14 protein-coding genes and 1 tRNA gene are annotated in these 16,151 nt (G+C 67.4%); 9 read left to right on the top strand and 6 right to left on the bottom strand.

Annotated elements, in window-relative coordinates:
* Window positions 1–509: 509 nt before the first annotated feature.
* From mgtE to O4H32_RS05970, 4 genes are all read right to left on the bottom strand, one after another.
* The gene (gene mgtE, locus O4H32_RS05955; protein WP_269357625.1) at window positions 510–1,997 is read right to left on the bottom strand and encodes a magnesium transporter; all 1,488 of its coding nucleotides are present in this window, start codon (window positions 1,995–1,997) and stop codon (window positions 510–512) included.
* Window positions 1,998–2,010: 13 nt separating this feature from the next.
* Window positions 2,011–2,403 carry an acyl-CoA thioesterase gene (locus O4H32_RS05960; protein ID WP_269357627.1) on the bottom strand — a complete coding sequence of 131 codons (393 nt, stop codon included), beginning with the start codon at window positions 2,401–2,403 and terminating at the stop codon, window positions 2,011–2,013.
* Between the two features lie 157 nt (window positions 2,404–2,560).
* A complete protein-coding gene (locus tag O4H32_RS05965) occupies window positions 2,561–3,763 on the bottom strand; it encodes a M20 aminoacylase family protein (protein WP_269357629.1) in 1,203 nt (400 codons plus the stop codon).
* A 1-nt stretch (window position 3,764) separates the two neighbouring features.
* The gene (locus O4H32_RS05970; RefSeq protein ID WP_269357630.1) at window positions 3,765–4,604 is read right to left on the bottom strand and encodes an inositol monophosphatase family protein; all 840 of its coding nucleotides are present in this window, start codon (window positions 4,602–4,604) and stop codon (window positions 3,765–3,767) included.
* 96 nt (window positions 4,605–4,700) lie between these two features.
* Here O4H32_RS05970 and mnmC point away from each other — a divergent pair, with 96 nt between their 5' ends.
* The gene (gene mnmC, locus O4H32_RS05975; RefSeq protein ID WP_269357631.1) at window positions 4,701–6,560 is read left to right on the top strand and encodes a bifunctional tRNA (5-methylaminomethyl-2-thiouridine)(34)-methyltransferase MnmC2/FAD-dependent 5-carboxymethylaminomethyl-2-thiouridine(34) oxidoreductase MnmC1; all 1,860 of its coding nucleotides are present in this window, start codon (window positions 4,701–4,703) and stop codon (window positions 6,558–6,560) included.
* Window positions 6,561–6,677: 117 nt separating this feature from the next.
* Entirely contained in the window at window positions 6,678–8,834 is a 2,157-nt protein-coding gene (locus O4H32_RS05980) for a glycoside hydrolase family 31 protein (RefSeq protein ID WP_407932627.1), read from the top strand.
* A gap of 104 nt (window positions 8,835–8,938) precedes the next feature.
* Here the strand turns inward: O4H32_RS05980 and O4H32_RS05985 are convergent, their stop codons facing one another.
* The gene (locus O4H32_RS05985) at window positions 8,939–9,739 is read right to left on the bottom strand and encodes a metallophosphoesterase (protein ID WP_269357633.1); all 801 of its coding nucleotides are present in this window, start codon (window positions 9,737–9,739) and stop codon (window positions 8,939–8,941) included.
* Window positions 9,740–9,819: 80 nt separating this feature from the next.
* Here O4H32_RS05985 and O4H32_RS05990 point away from each other — a divergent pair.
* From O4H32_RS05990 to glnQ, 7 genes are all read left to right on the top strand, one after another.
* A tRNA-Lys gene (locus O4H32_RS05990) sits at window positions 9,820–9,895 on the top strand.
* A 342-nt stretch (window positions 9,896–10,237) separates the two neighbouring features.
* Window positions 10,238–11,251 (top strand): methionine ABC transporter ATP-binding protein, encoded by a 1,014-nt coding sequence (locus tag O4H32_RS05995; RefSeq protein ID WP_269357635.1) that lies wholly within the window; start codon window positions 10,238–10,240, stop codon window positions 11,249–11,251.
* The gene (locus tag O4H32_RS06000; RefSeq protein ID WP_269357637.1) at window positions 11,248–11,904 is read left to right on the top strand and encodes a methionine ABC transporter permease; all 657 of its coding nucleotides are present in this window, start codon (window positions 11,248–11,250) and stop codon (window positions 11,902–11,904) included. The genes O4H32_RS05995 and O4H32_RS06000 overlap by 4 nt, the downstream gene beginning before the upstream one ends.
* Window positions 11,905–11,930: 26 nt before the next feature.
* Window positions 11,931–12,716 (top strand): MetQ/NlpA family ABC transporter substrate-binding protein, encoded by a 786-nt coding sequence (locus tag O4H32_RS06005; RefSeq protein WP_269357638.1) that lies wholly within the window; start codon window positions 11,931–11,933, stop codon window positions 12,714–12,716.
* Window positions 12,717–12,905: 189 nt separating this feature from the next.
* Entirely contained in the window at window positions 12,906–13,661 is a 756-nt protein-coding gene (gene glnH, locus O4H32_RS06010; RefSeq protein WP_269357912.1) for a glutamine ABC transporter substrate-binding protein GlnH, read from the top strand.
* Window positions 13,662–13,743: 82 nt separating this feature from the next.
* Window positions 13,744–14,583, top strand: a complete 840-nt coding sequence (locus O4H32_RS06015) for an ABC transporter permease subunit (RefSeq protein WP_269357639.1) — start codon at window positions 13,744–13,746, stop codon at window positions 14,581–14,583.
* A complete protein-coding gene (glnQ, locus tag O4H32_RS06020) occupies window positions 14,580–15,308 on the top strand; it encodes a glutamine ABC transporter ATP-binding protein GlnQ (RefSeq protein WP_269357640.1) in 729 nt (242 codons plus the stop codon). Before O4H32_RS06015 ends, glnQ begins: the two co-directional genes overlap by 4 nt.
* Before the next feature lie 39 nt (window positions 15,309–15,347).
* On the opposite strand, the gene O4H32_RS06025 is transcribed toward glnQ, so the two are convergent.
* Window positions 15,348–16,070 (bottom strand): hypothetical protein, encoded by a 723-nt coding sequence (locus O4H32_RS06025; protein ID WP_269357642.1) that lies wholly within the window; start codon window positions 16,068–16,070, stop codon window positions 15,348–15,350.
* Between the last annotated feature and the right edge of the window lie 81 nt (window positions 16,071–16,151).

Genomic DNA, 16,151 nt, shown 5'->3' on the forward strand with positions numbered 1-16,151 from the left:
GCGCTGTGTCCCGGCCTTTTTCATTTCTGGTGCGCGGGCGTGTGGACGCGTTCCGGTCTGGAGGGTGTCGACTGTCGGTGCGCTTTTGCGAGGCCTCGGCGACGTCCTGTGGCCGCCGCTGCCAGTCATCCAGCAAGTTTCAGCTTTTCATCCCGAAGGTCGTGTGTGGGTCGATATCTCGGCCTGGGTTGCATGGCTCGTCGGTCGTGCATCTGTCAGACGGTTGGGCAGGCGATTTTCTACGGAGGTCATCATGGCGCTCCAGATCGAGAGCCCGAACTGGAAATCACGTCGGACCGCATGGCCCTCTTCCGGACGCGCTGTTCGAACCCGCCAGGCGGAGGGTCGATAGCCGGGAGGCAAGCGAGCCATCGTTCAAGCGGGACGCTTGTGATTCGTCCGGGGGACGAATCGCCCCGCGCGTTTGGCGAGCGGTCGAGATACAGCACAACAGACACTACCGTACAAGAGCCGCTACGCATGAAGCACGTGCCGCCCGCAGCCAAAAACTACAGCAAAAACAACGTCGCCAGTCCCAGGAACAGGAAGAACCCCAGCGAATCCGTGGCAAACGTCAGCAGCACCGACGAGCCCATGGCGGGGTCCTTGCCGAAGCGGTCGCGCAGCAGCGGGATCAGCACCCCCAGCGTTGCGCCGATCAGCATGTTGCCGACCATGGCCGCCATCATCACCCCGGCGACCGCGTAGGAGCCCGAGATCACCCAGGCGAAGGTGGCCGCCACCAGGCTGCCACAGGACCCCACCAGGAACGTCACCTGCAGTTCGCGCTTGACCAGTTGCGCGATGTTCGCGCCGGTGACGCGGCCCGTGGCCATGGCGCGGATGATCATGGTCATCGTCTGGTTGCCGGAATTGCCGCCGATGCCGGCCACGATGGACATCAGGAAAGCCAGGATCACGATGTGGCTGACCGTATCCTCGAAGCGCGACGCCACCAGCGAGGCGATCGAGGCCGTGCACAGGTTCACCAGCAGCCAGGGCGCGCGGTTGCGCAAGGCCGCCAGGACGGGCGCGAAGATGTCCTCTTCCTGCAGGCCGGCGCGCGACAGTTCCTGCTCCTGGGAGTCTTCCTGCAGCACGTCCACGACCTCGTCGATCGTCACGCGGCCGATCAGGCGGCCCTGTTCATCCACCACCGGGGCCGACACCAGGTCGTAGCGCTCGAAGGCGTTGGCGGCGTCGATGTCGGCGTCCATCGGGTTCAGGCTGAGGACGTCGGGCTCCATGACCGCGTTGACCAGGGTTTCGGGCTCGCTGAGCAGCAGGCGCGACAGCGACAGCGTGCCGCGCAACTGGTCTGCGCGGTCCACCACGAAGATTTGATCGGTGTGGTCGGGCAATTCATGCAGCCGGCGCAGGTAGCGCAGTACGACCTCCAGGGTCACGTCCTCGCGCACCCGCACCATGTCGAAGTCCATGATGGCGCCGACGGTGTCTTCCGGGTAGCCCATGGCGGCGACCAGTTGGGCGCGCTCGGCATCGGTCAGGCCCTTCTGGACCTCGGCGATGACGTCGGGGGGCAGGTCGGGTGCGAGATCGGCGATCTCGTCGGCATCCATGGCGCCCGTGGCCGCGATCAGATCGTCGTGGTCCATGGACTCGATCAGCGATTCGCGGACCCAGTCCTCGACCTCCAGCAGCACGTCGGCGTCGTGTTCCTGGCTGACCAGTTGCCAGACCGCCTGGCGTTGCTGCACCGGCAGGGATTCGAGGATGAAGGCGATGTCGGCCGGATGCAGCGTATTGACGATCTGGCGGATCTCGTCCTCGTGCTGGCGCTGCAACATGCCTTCCAGCAGGTTCGAGCCGTCCTCGTCCTCTCCTTCGTGCTGGCGCTGGGCGAGGGCGTCCACGACCTCCTGGCGTTTCAGGATGGCCTGCAGTTCCTGCAGCGCCAACTGGGCGTCTTCCGGGTCCAGGCGGCGTGGAATGACGACCGGGATGGCGGTCTCGTCGACGACGGGCAGATCGGCCATCGGTGCGGGCTCCTCAGATCGGGGGCAGGGGGCGGCTGTGGCGATCCTCGTCGGTGGCGACGTAGGTCAGTGTGGCCTCGGTGACCTTGACGACCTCGGCCTCCAGGCGCTGGCGTTCGGCGTAGACTTCGACCGACACGGTGACGGAAGTCCGGCCCGTGTGGGTGATCTCGGCGTAGAAGCTGAGCAGGTCGCCGACGAAGACGGGCTGTTTGAAGGTGAAGGCGTTGACGGCCACAGTGGCGACCCGTCCGCCCGCGCGTCGCGTGGCCGGGATGGAGCCGGCAATGTCCACCTGGGACATGATCCAGCCCCCGAACACGTCGCCATGGACGTTGGCGTCGGACGGCTGGGGCATGACGCGCAGCGTGACCGGGCGATCTGAGGAGGGCAGGGTAGTGGACATGGCGGCCTCGGGATGGATGCCGGGGCGCCGCGTCCGGATCGGAAGGCGCGCGTCGGCAAAGCGCGTATTTTAACCGTTCGGCATGAAAGGCTCATGACGATGGGCGGCCTTTTTCCGGGGTGTGGCCCGGTGGCCGAAACGCCCGGGCGCGGACCGGTCAGGCGGCGGAATCGAGAAAACGGCGCGACAGCAACACCCAGTAGGCGGCGCCGAGCGGGATGATGGCGTCGTTGAAGTCGTAGCTGCCGTTGTGCAGGGTGCAGGGCCCCAGGCCGTGGCCCGTCGTGCGGTGGTCGCCCGTGCCGTTGCCGATCCAGACGTAGCATCCTGGGCGGGCCTGCAGCATGAAGGCGAAGTCCTCCGCCCCCATGGAGGGCCGGACCTGGGCGTCGACCCGGTCGGCGCCGACCAGCTCGGTCAGTACCCGGGCGCAGAGGGCGGCCTGCTCGGGGTGATTGACGGTGGCCGGGTATTCGCGGTGGAAGCTGAAATCCGCCTCGCAGCGCAGCGCCTGCGCGAGTGGGCCCGCCAGGTCGCGCATGCGGGTCTCGATCAGGTCCAGCGTGTCCTGCGATAGCGTGCGCACCGTGCCGCGCAACACGGCCAGGTCCGGGATGACGTTGTCGGCCGAGCCGGTGTGGATCTGGGTCACGCTGATGACGCCGGATTCCAACGGGTCCAGGTCGCGGGTCAGGATGGTCTGGAAAGCCAGGGTGAGCTGGGCGGCCGCGACTACCGGGTCCACACCCAGGTGGGGCATGGCGCCGTGGGCGCCCCTGCCCCGCAGCGTGATCTCGAAGGTGCTGCTGGAGGCCATGATGGGACCGTCGGTCAGGCCGAAAGCGCCGGCGGGCAGGCCGGGCCAGTTGTGCATGCCGAACACTGCGTCCATGGGGAACTGTTCGAACAGGCCGTCCTCGATCATGTGGCGCGCGCCGCCCCCGGCCTCCTCGGCGGGCTGGAAGATCACGTGCACGACGCCGTCGAAGTCGCGGTGTCCGGCCAGGTAGCGGGCTGCGCCCAGCAGCATGGCGGTGTGGCCGTCGTGGCCGCAGGCGTGCATGACGCCCGGGTTGCGGCTGGCGTGCGGGAATGTGTTGGTCTCCGGCATGGGTAAGGCGTCCATGTCGGCCCGCAGGCCGATGGACCGGCCCGGGCCGCGTCCCGCGATGCGGCCCACCACGCCGGTCTCGCCCAGGCCGCGATGGACCTCGATGCCCCAGGACTCCAGCAGGCGCGCCACGGTGTCGGCGGTGCGGGCCTCCTGGAAGGCGAGCTCGGGCCAGGCGTGGATCGCGCGGCGGATGTCGGTCAGGTCGGGCAGCCAGCCGCCCAGGGTGTCGAGGAGCTGTCGTGTCATGTCATGTGTGTTTCTGGATCAGGTCGTCCAGCGCGGTGGCAATGTGCGGATTGCCGGCGTAGACGTAGCCGCCCTCGGGCCAGGGTTCCTGGTGGCGGATGTCTTCGCAGACCCCGCCCGCCGCACGGACCAGCGCCGTGCCGGCGGCCACGTCCCAGGGTGCCAGACCCATTTCCCAGTAGCCATCGTAGCGCCCGCAGGCCGTCCAGGCCAGGTCCAGGGCCGCCGAACCCTGGCGGCGGATGCCGCGGGTGGCGTGGATGGCGTCGTGCAAGGTCGGCATGTAGAGGGCTTCGAAGGAAAAGTCGCGGAAAGGAAAGCCCGTGGCCAGCACCGCCTGATCCAGCGTCGGCGTGGTGGAGCATTGGATGCGGCGCCCGTTGAGCCAGGCGCCCAGGCCATGCAGCGAAGAGAACAGTTCTTCCCGGTTCGGGTCGTAGACCACGCCGATCAGCGGGGTGTCCCGGGGCAGCGGATCACCGCCGTTCGCACGGCAGCCCGCGTGGCCGATCAGGGCGATGGACACGGCGTAGTGAGGAATGCCGCTGATGAAGTTGGTGGTGCCGTCCAGCGGATCGATGCACCAGGTTGCCTGGGTACCCGGCTGGCCGCCGGATTCCTCGGCGACGATGCCGATTTCCGGGGTACGGGCGCGCAGGATGTCGATGATGGCCTGTTCGGCCTCGCGGTCGGCCTGGGACACCAGGTCGTTGCGCATCTTGTGGTCGACCACCAGATCCGCGCGGTGCAGGGCGTGGGTTTGTAGAATGGCGGCTGCGGCATGCGCCGCCGTGACGGCGGCGTCCAGGCAGTCAGCCGACAGGAAGTGCGAACTGGACATGACGCGCTGATTCCCGTGATGCGCCCGCGAGGCCGCCAGCCGGCCCGCGTGGCGTGTTCATCCCATTGTACGTGACCATCGGACGAGTGTCCCCGCATGTCGGATTCCTATCAGATCCTGAAACCCGCCGCCTGGCACGAAGACGCGCGCAGCGTGCCGCGCAGTCTGGAATACGGGGACTTCTATCACGGCGAGGCCGGGGCGCTGCCCCAGGCGCGGCATGTCTTTCTGGGCGGCAACGGCTTGCCTGGCCGCTGGCGTGGCCGCGCGGCGTTCACGATTGCCGAGACCGGTTTCGGGCTGGGACACAACTTTCTGGCGGCCTGGCGGGCCTGGCTGGACGACCCTGAGCGCAGCGGCCAGCTGCATTATCTGGCGTTCGAGGCGCATCCCTTCACGGTGGCGGACCTGCGGCGGGCCTGGAGCCGGCTGCCGGCCGACCATCTGAATCTGGCCTGGGAACTGGCCGGGCACTGGCCCGCCCTGCTGCCGGGCGTCCATCGGCTGGATCTGCAGGAAGGCCGTGTCACCCTGACGCTCCTGTTCGGTGACATCCGCCGCCTGGCGCGTCAGGCGCAAGCCTGCGTCGACGCCTTTTTCCTGGACGGCTTCGCGCCCCGTGTCAATCCCGACATGTGGTCGCCCGCCGTCTTCGGCCAGTTGCGGCGCCTGGCGGTGAGCGGCGCCACGGTTGCCACCTGGTGCTCGGCCGGGCAAGTGCGGCGCGATCTGCGTGACGCCGGTTTCCTGGTGGAGAAGGTGCCGGGCATCGCCGGCAAGCGCGACATGACGGTGGCCGTGCTGCGTCCCGGCCTGGGCGCCGCGCCGCCCGACATGGTCCGGCGCCGGGTGGCGGTGGTGGGCGGCGGTCTGGCGGGTGCCGGGGTGGCGCAGGCCCTGGCCGGGCGGGGCCACCAGGTCGAGGTCTGGGATCCGCAGTGCGCCCTGGACGTCGATCCGGCCTTGCGGCGGCGCGGGGCCGCCGCCCTGGTGCCCGCCCTCAGTCCGGACGACGACACGCGCTCGCGCCTGAGCCGCGCCGGTCTGGCCCGGGCGCGGGCCCGTTGGTTGGATTTGGCCGAAGCGGCCCGGCCGCAGGCCTGCGGCGCGCTGGTCTGTGCGCAATCGGCGGCGCAGGCCGAAGCGCAGCGGCATGCTTTGGCGCGGCTGGGATTTCCCGAAGACTGGGTGCGCTGGCTCGATCCCGCCGGGGCGCGCCTGCGGGCGGGTGTCGGGGTGCCCGGGGGCGGCCTCTGGTTTCCGGATGCCCTGAGGGTATGCCCCGGCGAACTGATCGCCGCTTTGCTGAGCCTCCCGGGCGTGACGCGGCGGGCCGCAGCCGTCGGCGCGCTGGTCCCGGCGGACGGCGGCGGCTGGTCGCTGCAGGATGCGGGGGGGCGGGAACTGGGGCGTGCGGACCGGGTCGTGCTGGCCAATGCCCTGCACGCGCGGACCCTGCTGGCCACCGTGATGCCGGTCGAGCGCCTGCCGGTCCTGTCCGGGCTCGCGCCCCTCGCCGGCCAGGTCAGCCTGTATCCGGCCGGGGCGTCCGATGTGCCGCGCTGCGTCCTGTCGGGACACGGCTACTGCCTGCCGCCCCGGCAAGGCTGGGGCGTGGCCGGCAGTACGTACCGGCCCGACGCGGACGAGGCCGTGGCGGACGAGGCGGGTCATCGGGACATCCTGGCCCGTGTGCGGGACTGGGTCGACGCGCGGGACATCCCCTGGCTGGGGCGTGGCGCGGCCGCCGGCTGGGCCGGCTGGCGGGCCGCCACGCGCGACCATTTGCCGCTGATCGGCGCGGTGCCGGATCGGCCGGGTCTGTGGCTGGCGTGCGCCTATGGGTCACGCGGCCTGAGCTGGTCAGCCCTGGCGGGGGACCTGATCGGCGCCTGGATGGATGGCGAGCCCGTGCCCGTCGAGCGCGAACTGGTCCGGCGCATTGGCCTTCGCTGAATCAGGGATTTTATTTTATGGCGCAAATCCGTCAGAATAACGTCCTTTGCAAGACGCTTGCGGGTAGAGTGCCCAGAGGATCACGCTGTGTCGCCCACCATCGAATTGGCGGACCAAATTTTCGAGACCGGCCCGGTCGTTACGACGCCCTCTTGCGTCGAATGGGCGTTTCATGCCGATGAATGGCGTCTGCGGGTCGAGGCCCACGCGCCCGGGGTGTTCAGGCTGCGCTGTGGCCCGCGCGCCTGGCTGGAACCCGGAAAGCAGACGCTGCGCGCGCAACGCCAGGCCGATATGCTGCTGGCTCGTCAGGAACCCGTCGGGGAAATGGAATGCCATGCCCTGGCCTCGGGCGGCTGGCGCCTGACGCAGGGCGAGGCAGGCCTGGAGGTCGGCGGCGCCGATGCCGGTCTGCGCCTGTCCCGGAGCGACCAATGCGTGGCCCGGGCCAGACTGCCGATCCGGCCGTCCGGCGACGGCGGCGAAGGCCGCTGGTCGCTCGACTGGACGCTGGAATCCGACGAGGGGCTGTATGGCCTGGGCGAATCCTGCACCGCACTTGACCGACGGGGCGTCCGCCTGGTGTCCGATCTGCCGGCGGACCGGACCTTGCCCCTGGTCTGGAGCCCGCGCGGCTGGGGCGCGCATGTCAACACGCTCGATCGCGTGGAACACGATCTGCGCGCCGAAGGCGTCTATGCCGTCCGGGCGCGGGGCGCAGGTCTTGACCTGTTCCTGTTCGTCGGCGACCCGTCCGAAATCCTGAATCAGTACACGGCGCTCACCGGACGCGCCGGCCAGCCCAATCTGTGGCCCATGGGGGTCTGGCTGGACCAGGCGCCGGGCCAGTCCGTCGAATCCAGCTTGCAGCAGGTCCGCAGCCTGCGCGGCCAGGGCATGGCGCTTGACGCGCTGTTGCTGGCCGACCCGGCCATCCTGGGTTTCCAGGCCGACAAGCCCGTTTTCGAATGGTCCGACCGCGTCCCCGACTGGCGCGGCTTCGTGGCGGCGGCGTCCGCGCTCGACATCCATCTGGCCGGCGCCTGCATTCCCGGCGTCCTGCGCGGCACGCCGCTGTTCGAGGAATGGGAGGACCGGGGCTGGTTGCTGTCCGATGCCGAAGGGGAACCCTGGGTCTGTCCCGGTACGCCGGCTTCCGGCGGACACCCGTTCGGGCTGCTGGACCTGACACACCGGGATGCGGCCCGGCTGTGGACGGAACGTCATCTGCAGGCTGTCGAAGAGGGCTTGGCCGCGCCTGTCTGCCAGGCGCAGTTCGACTTGCCCGACGGGGTCGAGGCCCGGGGCGGAGAGACCGGCGCGGTGCTGCGCACGGCCTATCCCCATCTGACGCGCCGCGCCCTGTTCGACGCCGTCGCCGGCCCACGCACGCCCCAGGAGGGCGTCATGCTCAGCCGCGACCTGTTTCCCGGGGTGCAGCGCTTCGCCTGGCAGCAAGGGCCGTCCGTGGAGAATGACTGGGACGGCTACGCGGCCACCTTGCGAGCCGCCCTGACGGTGGGCAACAGCGGCGTAGCCGTGCAGGCTCACTGCCTGGGCAACGCCGGGCGCCCGACCGGCGCCATGACGCCCGAACTCTACCTGCGCTGGCTGGCGATGGGCGTGTTTTCCGCCAATTTCAGCTTTCAGGGGCTGCCGGCGCTGATGCCGGACGCCTTCGACGCCGACACACGGGCCCTGATCGCGCATTGGCTGCAATGGCGCTACAGGCTGCTGCCCTACGTCGCCGGGATCATCGACGACGCCGTGCGCACCGGCCTGCCGGTTCAACGGTCCATGGCGCAGGCCTTTCCCGCCGACATCGATGCGCATGTCTGGGATACACAGTATCTGTTGGGGCCCGCGCTGCTGGTGGCGCCGGTGATGCGGCCCGGCGGTGTGACGGAAGTCTATCTGCCCAAGGGAGACGCCTGGTGGGACCTGAACACGGGCTGGCGCTACGAGGGCGGCACCCGCTGGACGGTGCGTCCGGGCCTGGACACGCTGCCGGTGTTCGGTCGCGAGGGCCATATGTTGTGCCTGGGGCCTGCGGCCCAGCACACCGGAGAGATCAATTCGGCCCGCATCCTGGAAGAAGTCTGGATGTTCGGCATGCCGGAACACAATCCGGTGGTCATGCGCAACAAGATCCGTGTCATGCAGATGCAGGGCTCCAGCTACATCAAGGGCCTGGAAGGCCTGCGGATCCTGCCGTCAGAGGGGCTGGAGGTCAAGCGGCGCGGCGCCGAGGTCAGGATTTCCCGGGCCCGATAGGGCCCCCACGCTGCGCAGCCCAGGGCTGCTTGCTGCCCCCCCAAGGGGGCGCTTTTTGCCTTGGGGCGGCCCGGCGGCAAAAAGAGTCCCCCACGCTGCGCAGCCTACGCCCTCAGTGCTTCGGCGCGGCGGGGGACGTCGATACACAGCCCCGGGTCGAAGTCCGGGTTCTCGTTCGTCCCGTCGCGGCAGTAGCCGCGCGGATTGCAGATGACGCGGGCGCCGTATACCGAGTAGTCGAAGCTGTCGTGCGTATGGCCGTGAATCCAGAGATCGGCCCGGCCCAGCAGGCTCGCGCATTCGGACACGAAACCCGCGCTGACCAGGGATTCGGCGAAACGCGGATGGACGCTGCGCATGTTGGGGGCGTGGTGGGTGATGACCACCGTCGGTCCCGGATGGGGGGTGTCCAGTTGTGCGTCGAGCCAGTCGTATTGTTCGCGGAACAGCGCGGCGGCGTCCCGGGGAGTGAATCGTGAGCCATCGCCGTTGCCGATGACCTGGAAGTCGCGCATGAATTCCGCCGTGCGCTCCATGGCCAGGTCGCGCAGTTCCGCGCCGAACAGTTCGAAATCCGTCCATAGGGTGGCGCCCAGGAAGCGCACCTCGCCGATCACCACGGACCGCTGGTCAAGCAACTGGACGTCATGGGCCCGCGCCTGATCGGCCAGTTCGGCGCGCACGGCGGGAATGGTGCCGCCATAGAATTCGTGGTTGCCCGGCACGTACAGCACGGGGCGCGGGATCCGTCCAGCCCAGTCCATCGCCGCGCGGGGCCGGGCGATGTCGCCAGCGAGGATGGTGACGTCCGCCTCGATGTCGGGCAGATCCAGGCCCTGCTGGCTGAGATGCAGGTCGGACAGGATGTGCAGCCGCAGGGATGAACGGTCGGTCGGATCGGGCATGGGAATCTCTCGGGTTTCGGGGATCTGGTTTCCTGATGCTTGACGCTCTATGGATGCGATGTCAGAATATAGGGCTTAGTGGGTCGTTAGCTCAGTCGGTAGAGCACCGGACTTTTAATCCGTTGGTCGCGCGTTCGAGCCGCGCACGACCCACCAGATTTTCCTTGCGGATCAAACACGGACGCCTCCTTCACGGAGGCGTCCGCGTTTTTCGCGGTCGCTTTGCCGCAGGCCTGGCGTCACGCATGAGTCAGCCCATGTGGCAACCGAGGTCATTGTGCGACCGGCTTCGGGTGCTGTGTATCCGTACTTCCGCGCATCCTCCCGTCCGGCGCGGGCGCCGACCCGATCCGCGGCCGCTATCGCGGCGCGTGTGCCGTGCCGCTTGATCATTATTTTCAGTAATATGCTATCGAAATAATCCACCAAATCGGCATGGTAAATTCTTGTTTCGCATCCCGCTGATCCGGGATCGCGCCATTTAAGCGACTCCGTATCTTGATCGATCTCGAGAACATCCGTAAAACGTACGAATCCGCCGGCCGGGCGGTGAACGCGCTCGTCGACGTCAATCTGAACATCCGCGAGGGCGAGGTCTTCGGCATCATCGGGCGTTCGGGCGCGGGCAAGAGCACACTGATCCGCATGCTCAATTTGCTGGAGCGCCCCACTGCGGGCAGCGTGCGGGTGGACGGGCGCGACATCACGGCGTTTTCCGACGCCCAGTTGCGCGAATACCGGCGTTCGGTGGGCATGGTGTTCCAGCATTTCAACCTGCTGCGCTCGCGCACGGTGATGGACAACGTGTGCTTCCCGTTGCGCCTGTCGGGCATGCCGCGTCCGGACCGCGAGGCGCGCGCCCGCGAGGTGCTGAACCTGGTCGGCCTGGCCGACCAGGCGCACAAATACCCGGGGCAGTTGTCCGGCGGTCAGCAGCAGCGCGTGGGCATCGCCCGCGCGCTCGCCAGCAAGCCCCGTTTGCTGTTGTGCGACGAGGCGACCTCGGCCCTGGATCCCGAAACCACCCAATCCATTCTGCGGTTGCTGGGCGACATCAATCATCGTCTGGGACTGACCATCGTGCTGATCACGCATGGCATGGATGTGATCCGGGCGGTCTGCGACCGGGTGGCGGTGATCGAAGGCGGGCGCATCGTCGAGGCTGGCCAGGTGCTGGATGTTTTCCTTCATCCCCGGCATGACGCGACACGGGCGCTGCTGTCCGAGAGCGGCCTGGATGGAGGCGAGGGCTGGCGGACCCTGGCGCAGGGCGTACCGGGCCGTCTGCTGCGGCTGAGTTTCCGGGGCGACAATACGGCCAGCCCGCTGCTCAGCCGTCTGAGCCGCGACCTGGGCCTGGACCTGAGCATCCTGCAGGGGTCCGTGGGCCGGATCAAGGATACCCCCTACGGCCAGTTGGTCGTGGCGGCCGAAGGGGCCGCGGCCGGTCTGGACGGGCTCGCCCCCGCCCTGGACGCGGCGGGCGTCGATTACGAGGTGTTGCGGCCATGATGGCGAACGTGGATTGGTGGATGATCGGCGAAGCCACGATCGACACCTTGCTGATGACGGGCTTTTCCCTGCTGTTCACCGTGCTGATCGGGCTGCCGGTGGGCGTGCTGCTGTTCCTGTCCAGTCCGGGGCAGGCCATGGACAACCGCGCTGTCTACCAGACGGTCGCCTTCGTGGTGAACGTGCTGCGTTCGGTGCCGTTCCTGATCCTCCTGATCGTGATGATCCCGTTTTCCCGCCTGGTGGTGGGTACGGCGCTGGGGGTCCAGGGTTCGATCCCGCCGCTGGTGGCCAGTGCGGCGCCGTTCTTCGCCCGGCTGGTCGAAAACGTGTTGCGCGAGCTGGACCCCGGGGTCAACGAGGCCTGCCGCGCCATGGGCGCCACGTCCCGCCAGACGGTGCTGTGGGCGCTGCTGCCGGAGGCGACCACCGGCATCCTGGCGGCGATCGTGGTCACCGCCATCACCCTGGTCGGCTATTCGGCCATGTCCGGCGTGATCGGCGGCGGCGGCCTGGGCGACCTCGCGGTGCGCTACGGCTACCAGCGCTACCAGGGCGACGTCATGGCCGTCACGGTCGTGATCCTGGTGATCATGGTCCAGGTTTTCCAAGTGTCTGGCGACCGCTGGGTGGCCAGGCTCAACAGACGGTAGTTCCCGGAATTTTCAGGAGATCTCTCATGTTCAAGAAATTCGCGCCGGTCCTGGCGCTGGCATTGCCCCTGGCCTTCGCCGCTCCGGCTCAGGCCGCCACGCTGTCCGTGGCGGCCACTCCCGTGCCGCACGCCGAGTTGCTGGAATTCGTCAAGCCCGACCTGGCCAAGCAAGGCGTGGACCTGGACATCAAGGTGTTCACCGACTACGTCCAGCCGAACCTGCAGGTCTCCGACAAGCAGATCGACGTCAATTTCTTCCAGCATCAGCCCTACCTGGACTCCTTCAACAAGGAACACGGCACTCATCTGGTGTCGGTGGGCCTGGTCCACGTCGAGCCCTTCGGCGCCTACTCGCAGAAGATCAAGAACATCAAGGACCTGAAGGACGGCGCCCAGGTCGCCATCCCGAACGATCCCTCGAACGGTGCCCGCGCCCTGCTGCTGCTGCAAAAACAGGGGCTGATCAAGCTGAAGGATCCGGCCAACATCCTGGCGACCGCCCGCGACGTGTCGGAAAACCCCAAGCACCTGAAGTTCCGCGAACTGGAAGCCGCCACGCTGCCGCGTGTGCTGCCCGATGTGGACGTCGCGCTGATCAACACCAACTACGCGCTCGAGGCCGGCCTGAACCCGGTCAAGGACGCCCTGTTCATCGAGGACAAGGATTCCCCCTACGCCAACATCGTGGTCGCCCGCGCCGACCGCAAGGACGATCCCGCGATCCGCAAGCTGGTCGACGCCTTGCATACCCCCAAGGTCCGCGACTACATCCTGGAGCACTACAAGGGCGCCATCGTCCCCGCGTTCTGATCCGGCTGGAATGTGAATCCGGTGTCTGGGAAATCCCTGAAATCTTTAGGGGATTTCCCGAAAATCGCAGCCCGTGCCGGTAATTCCGGCCCTTCGGGCCACGGGCGCCAAGGGCATTTCAGTTAACATGGAAAATGACGCGGCGAATCGGCCGCAGCAGACGAATCCCACAAGGAGACTTCAATCATGATGCTGTCCAAGACCTTCAAGGCCGCCCTGGCGGGGCTGGCCCTCACCCTGGCGCTGCCGATGACCCAGGCCTCCGCCAAGGATCTGGTCGTTGCGACCGACACCGCCTTCGTGCCGTTCGAGTTCAAGCAGAACGGCAAGTACACCGGCTTCGACATCCAGCTCTGGGAAGCCATCGCCAAGCAGGCCGGCCTGAAATACCGCCTGCAGCCGATGGATTTCAACGGCATCATCCCGGGCCTGCAGACGCGCAACGTGGACGTGGCCCTGGCCGGGATCACCATCCGCGAGGACCGCGCCAAGGTCATCGATTTCTCCGAGCCCTACTATGAATCCGGTCTGGCGATCCTGGTCGCCAGCGACAGCCCCATCCAGACCGCGAAGGACCTGGAAGGCAAGACGGTGGCCGTGAAGATCGGCACCGCCACGGTGGACTACATGAAGGCCAACGTGCCTTCGGCCAAGCTCAAGCTCTTCCCGAACATCGACAACGCTTTCCTGGAACTGGCCACGGGACGCGTGGACGCCGTCGTGCACGACACGCCCAACGTCCAGTACTACGCCAAGACCGCCGGCAATGGCAAGGTCAAGGTCGTGGGCTCCCTCAAGAGCGGCGACTTCTACGGCATCGCCTTCCCCAAGGGCAGCGAACTGGTGCCTGTCGTCAACAAGGCCCTGTCCGAACTGAAGTCCAACGGCACCTACGACAAGCTGTACGAGACCTGGTTCGGCAAGAAAGCCAGCGCCATGAACTGAGCGCGGGCGATTGATCCGACGGCGGCGGCCGGATGCATGCATGCGTCCGTCCGCCGTTTTTCATCATTGATGAGGAAAGACCGTGACTTTTGAATGGTCCGCCATATGGGCCGCCTGGCCCGACCTGATGGCTGGTTCGTGGATGACGATCCAGATCACCCTGCTCGGCCTGATCGGCGGCACGATCATCGGCGCCCTGTCCGGGGTCGTGGTGACGTACGTGCCGGTGCCCGTGACACGCCGCACCCTGGCCTGGGGCGTCGTGGTCCTGGTGGCCGCCGTGGGGCTGCTGCGGCTGGCGTCCTGGCTGGGCGACGGCCCGCTGGCCGGCGTGCCCGACGGGGTCTGGTGGGCCCTGCGGCTGGCGGTGCTCGCCCTGCTGGCCTGGCGTTTCCTGTCCAGGATCCCGCTGGTGCTGTCCTTTCTGGCCCAGGTCTACATCCTGGTGATCCGGGGCACGCCGATCGTGGTCCAGGTGATGTTCATCTATTTCGCGCTGCCGTTGCTGGTGAGCCTGCGCATCGACGGCTTCACGGCCGCGACCGTGACGCTGATGATCAATTCGGGCGCCTACATCGCCGAGATCGTGCGCGCCGGCCTGCTGTCGGTACCCAAGGGTCTGTACGAGGCCGGCCAGGCCATGGGCCTGCCGTTCCACAAGATCCTGGCCCGCATCATCGGCCCGGTGGCGCTGCGGCGCATGATCCCGACCATGGGCAACCAGTGCATCATCAGCCTCAAGGACTCGTCCCTGTTCATCGTGATCGGAGTGGCCGAGCTGACACGCCAGGGCCAGGAAATCATCGCCGGCAACTTCCGCGCGGTGGAAATCTGGGGCGCGGTGGCGGTGATCTATCTGATCATGACGGGCTGCATCGCGCTGGCGTTGAAATTCATCGAACACAGGACGCGCATCGTATGAGCATCGTCGAATTCAAGAACGTCACCAAGCGATTTGGCGACAACATCGTGCTCGACGGCATCGACCTGAGCATCGACGCGGGCGAGGTGGTGGTCGTGGTCGGGCCTTCCGGGTCGGGCAAGTCCACGTTCCTGCGCTGCATCAACGTGCTGGAGACCATCCAGGGCGGAGACATCATCGTCAATGGCCACAGCGTCCTGGGGCCGCCGGCCCAGGTGCGCGAACTGCGCCGCGAGGCCGGCATGGTGTTCCAGCAGTTCAATCTGTTTCCGCAGCTCACGGCGTTGGAGAACGTCATGTTCGGCCCTCTCCATACCCGGGGCACGCCCCGGCCTCAAGCCCGGGAACAGGCGCTGGAGTTGCTGTCCAAGGTCGGGCTGGCCGAGCGGGCCGGCCATTACCCGGGGCAGTTGTCCGGCGGCCAGCAGCAACGCGTGGCCATCGCCCGCGCGCTGGCCATCAAGCCACTATTGATGCTGTTCGACGAGCCGACCTCGGCGCTGGACCCGGAGCTGCGCCATGAGGTCCTGAAGGTGATGCAGGACGTGGCCGAGGAGGGCATGACCATGATCGTGGTCACCCACGAAATGGAATTCGCCCGCAAGGTCGGCAGCCGGCTGATTTTCATGGACGCCGGCAAGATCGCCGAGGATGGCGATCCCGCGACGTTGCTCAGCCAGCCGCCCAGCCAGCGCCTGAAGGATTTTCTGCAGCACGTGACCTGACCGCGACGTCCGGTCCGCCGGAACATCAGGCGTCTTGGATCAGCGACCGGCTGAAACGAGGAAGGTGCGCGTGGCGATGACCTTGTCGGATCCGTCGGCCATGATCTGGATGGTGACCTGACGCGGCCGGAAGGTCTTGTTCGGCAGTTCCGCGCGGCCCGAGACGACAATGTAGCGGCCCATTTCCAGGGGCTGCGTGACCAGTTCGACGTGGGCCGCGTTGCCGTTGGGATAGGATCCCTGGGCGATCAGTCTGATCTGGCCCTTCAGGGTAGGCGCCTCGGACTGGCCTTCTGGCAGATCCTGGATCAGCAGGATGCGGTAGTCCACGCCTCCATCACGCGCGGTCATGTCGGCGCCGCGGATGCCGGGCGACGTCCCGCGCGGATCGGGGGGGATGGCCTCGATCAGGCTGGCGACGCCGGCCGCCATGTCGGCGGCCTGTTTGCGCGCCTGCTCGGCCAGGACGGTCTGTTCTTGCCGGTCCTGCAGCGCCTGCTTGATCTGGGACCGGATTTTTTCCGATTCGATGGACAGGCGCTGGTTTTCAAGGTTGGCGGTGTTCAGGTCCGTGCGCAGTTGCTCGGATTGCTCGACCGTGAGGCGCTGCGGGCCATAGCTGCGCTGCAGAAACAGCACGCCGCCGGCCCCCAGGACCACGCCGGTGATCAGCAGCAGCAGCCAGCGGGGGATCCCGCGACTGCGTCTGGTGTAGCCGTAGGGCGTGGGTTTGAAGGTGGGGCGTTTGGGGCCGAGCGACATGACGAAATTCCCGAATTGCTTGAAGCTTTCATGAAGCGCCGCGCAAAGCGCGCGGGTGCGAAACCAATTAGGATAAACGCT

It is taken from the genome of Castellaniella denitrificans (assembly GCF_027214045.1).
Lineage (GTDB): Bacteria > Pseudomonadota > Gammaproteobacteria > Burkholderiales > Burkholderiaceae_B > Castellaniella > Castellaniella denitrificans_A.

Coding starts and splice junctions, on each gene's coding strand:
- mgtE (WP_269357625.1), bottom strand. CDS start 1,997: ATGGCCGATCTGCCCGTCGTCGACGAGACCGCCATCCCGGTCGTCATT.
- O4H32_RS05960 (WP_269357627.1), bottom strand. CDS start 2,403: ATGTCCACTACCCTGCCCTCCTCAGATCGCCCGGTCACGCTGCGCGTC.
- O4H32_RS05965 (WP_269357629.1), bottom strand. CDS start 3,763: ATGACACGACAGCTCCTCGACACCCTGGGCGGCTGGCTGCCCGACCTG.
- O4H32_RS05970 (WP_269357630.1), bottom strand. CDS start 4,604: ATGTCCAGTTCGCACTTCCTGTCGGCTGACTGCCTGGACGCCGCCGTC.
- mnmC (WP_269357631.1), top strand. CDS start 4,701: ATGTCGGATTCCTATCAGATCCTGAAACCCGCCGCCTGGCACGAAGAC.
- O4H32_RS05985 (WP_269357633.1), bottom strand. CDS start 9,739: ATGCCCGATCCGACCGACCGTTCATCCCTGCGGCTGCACATCCTGTCC.
- O4H32_RS06000 (WP_269357637.1), top strand. CDS start 11,248: ATGATGGCGAACGTGGATTGGTGGATGATCGGCGAAGCCACGATCGAC.
- O4H32_RS06005 (WP_269357638.1), top strand. CDS start 11,931: ATGTTCAAGAAATTCGCGCCGGTCCTGGCGCTGGCATTGCCCCTGGCC.
- glnH (WP_269357912.1), top strand. CDS start 12,906: ATGCTGTCCAAGACCTTCAAGGCCGCCCTGGCGGGGCTGGCCCTCACC.
- glnQ (WP_269357640.1), top strand. CDS start 14,580: ATGAGCATCGTCGAATTCAAGAACGTCACCAAGCGATTTGGCGACAAC.
- O4H32_RS06025 (WP_269357642.1), bottom strand. CDS start 16,070: ATGTCGCTCGGCCCCAAACGCCCCACCTTCAAACCCACGCCCTACGGC.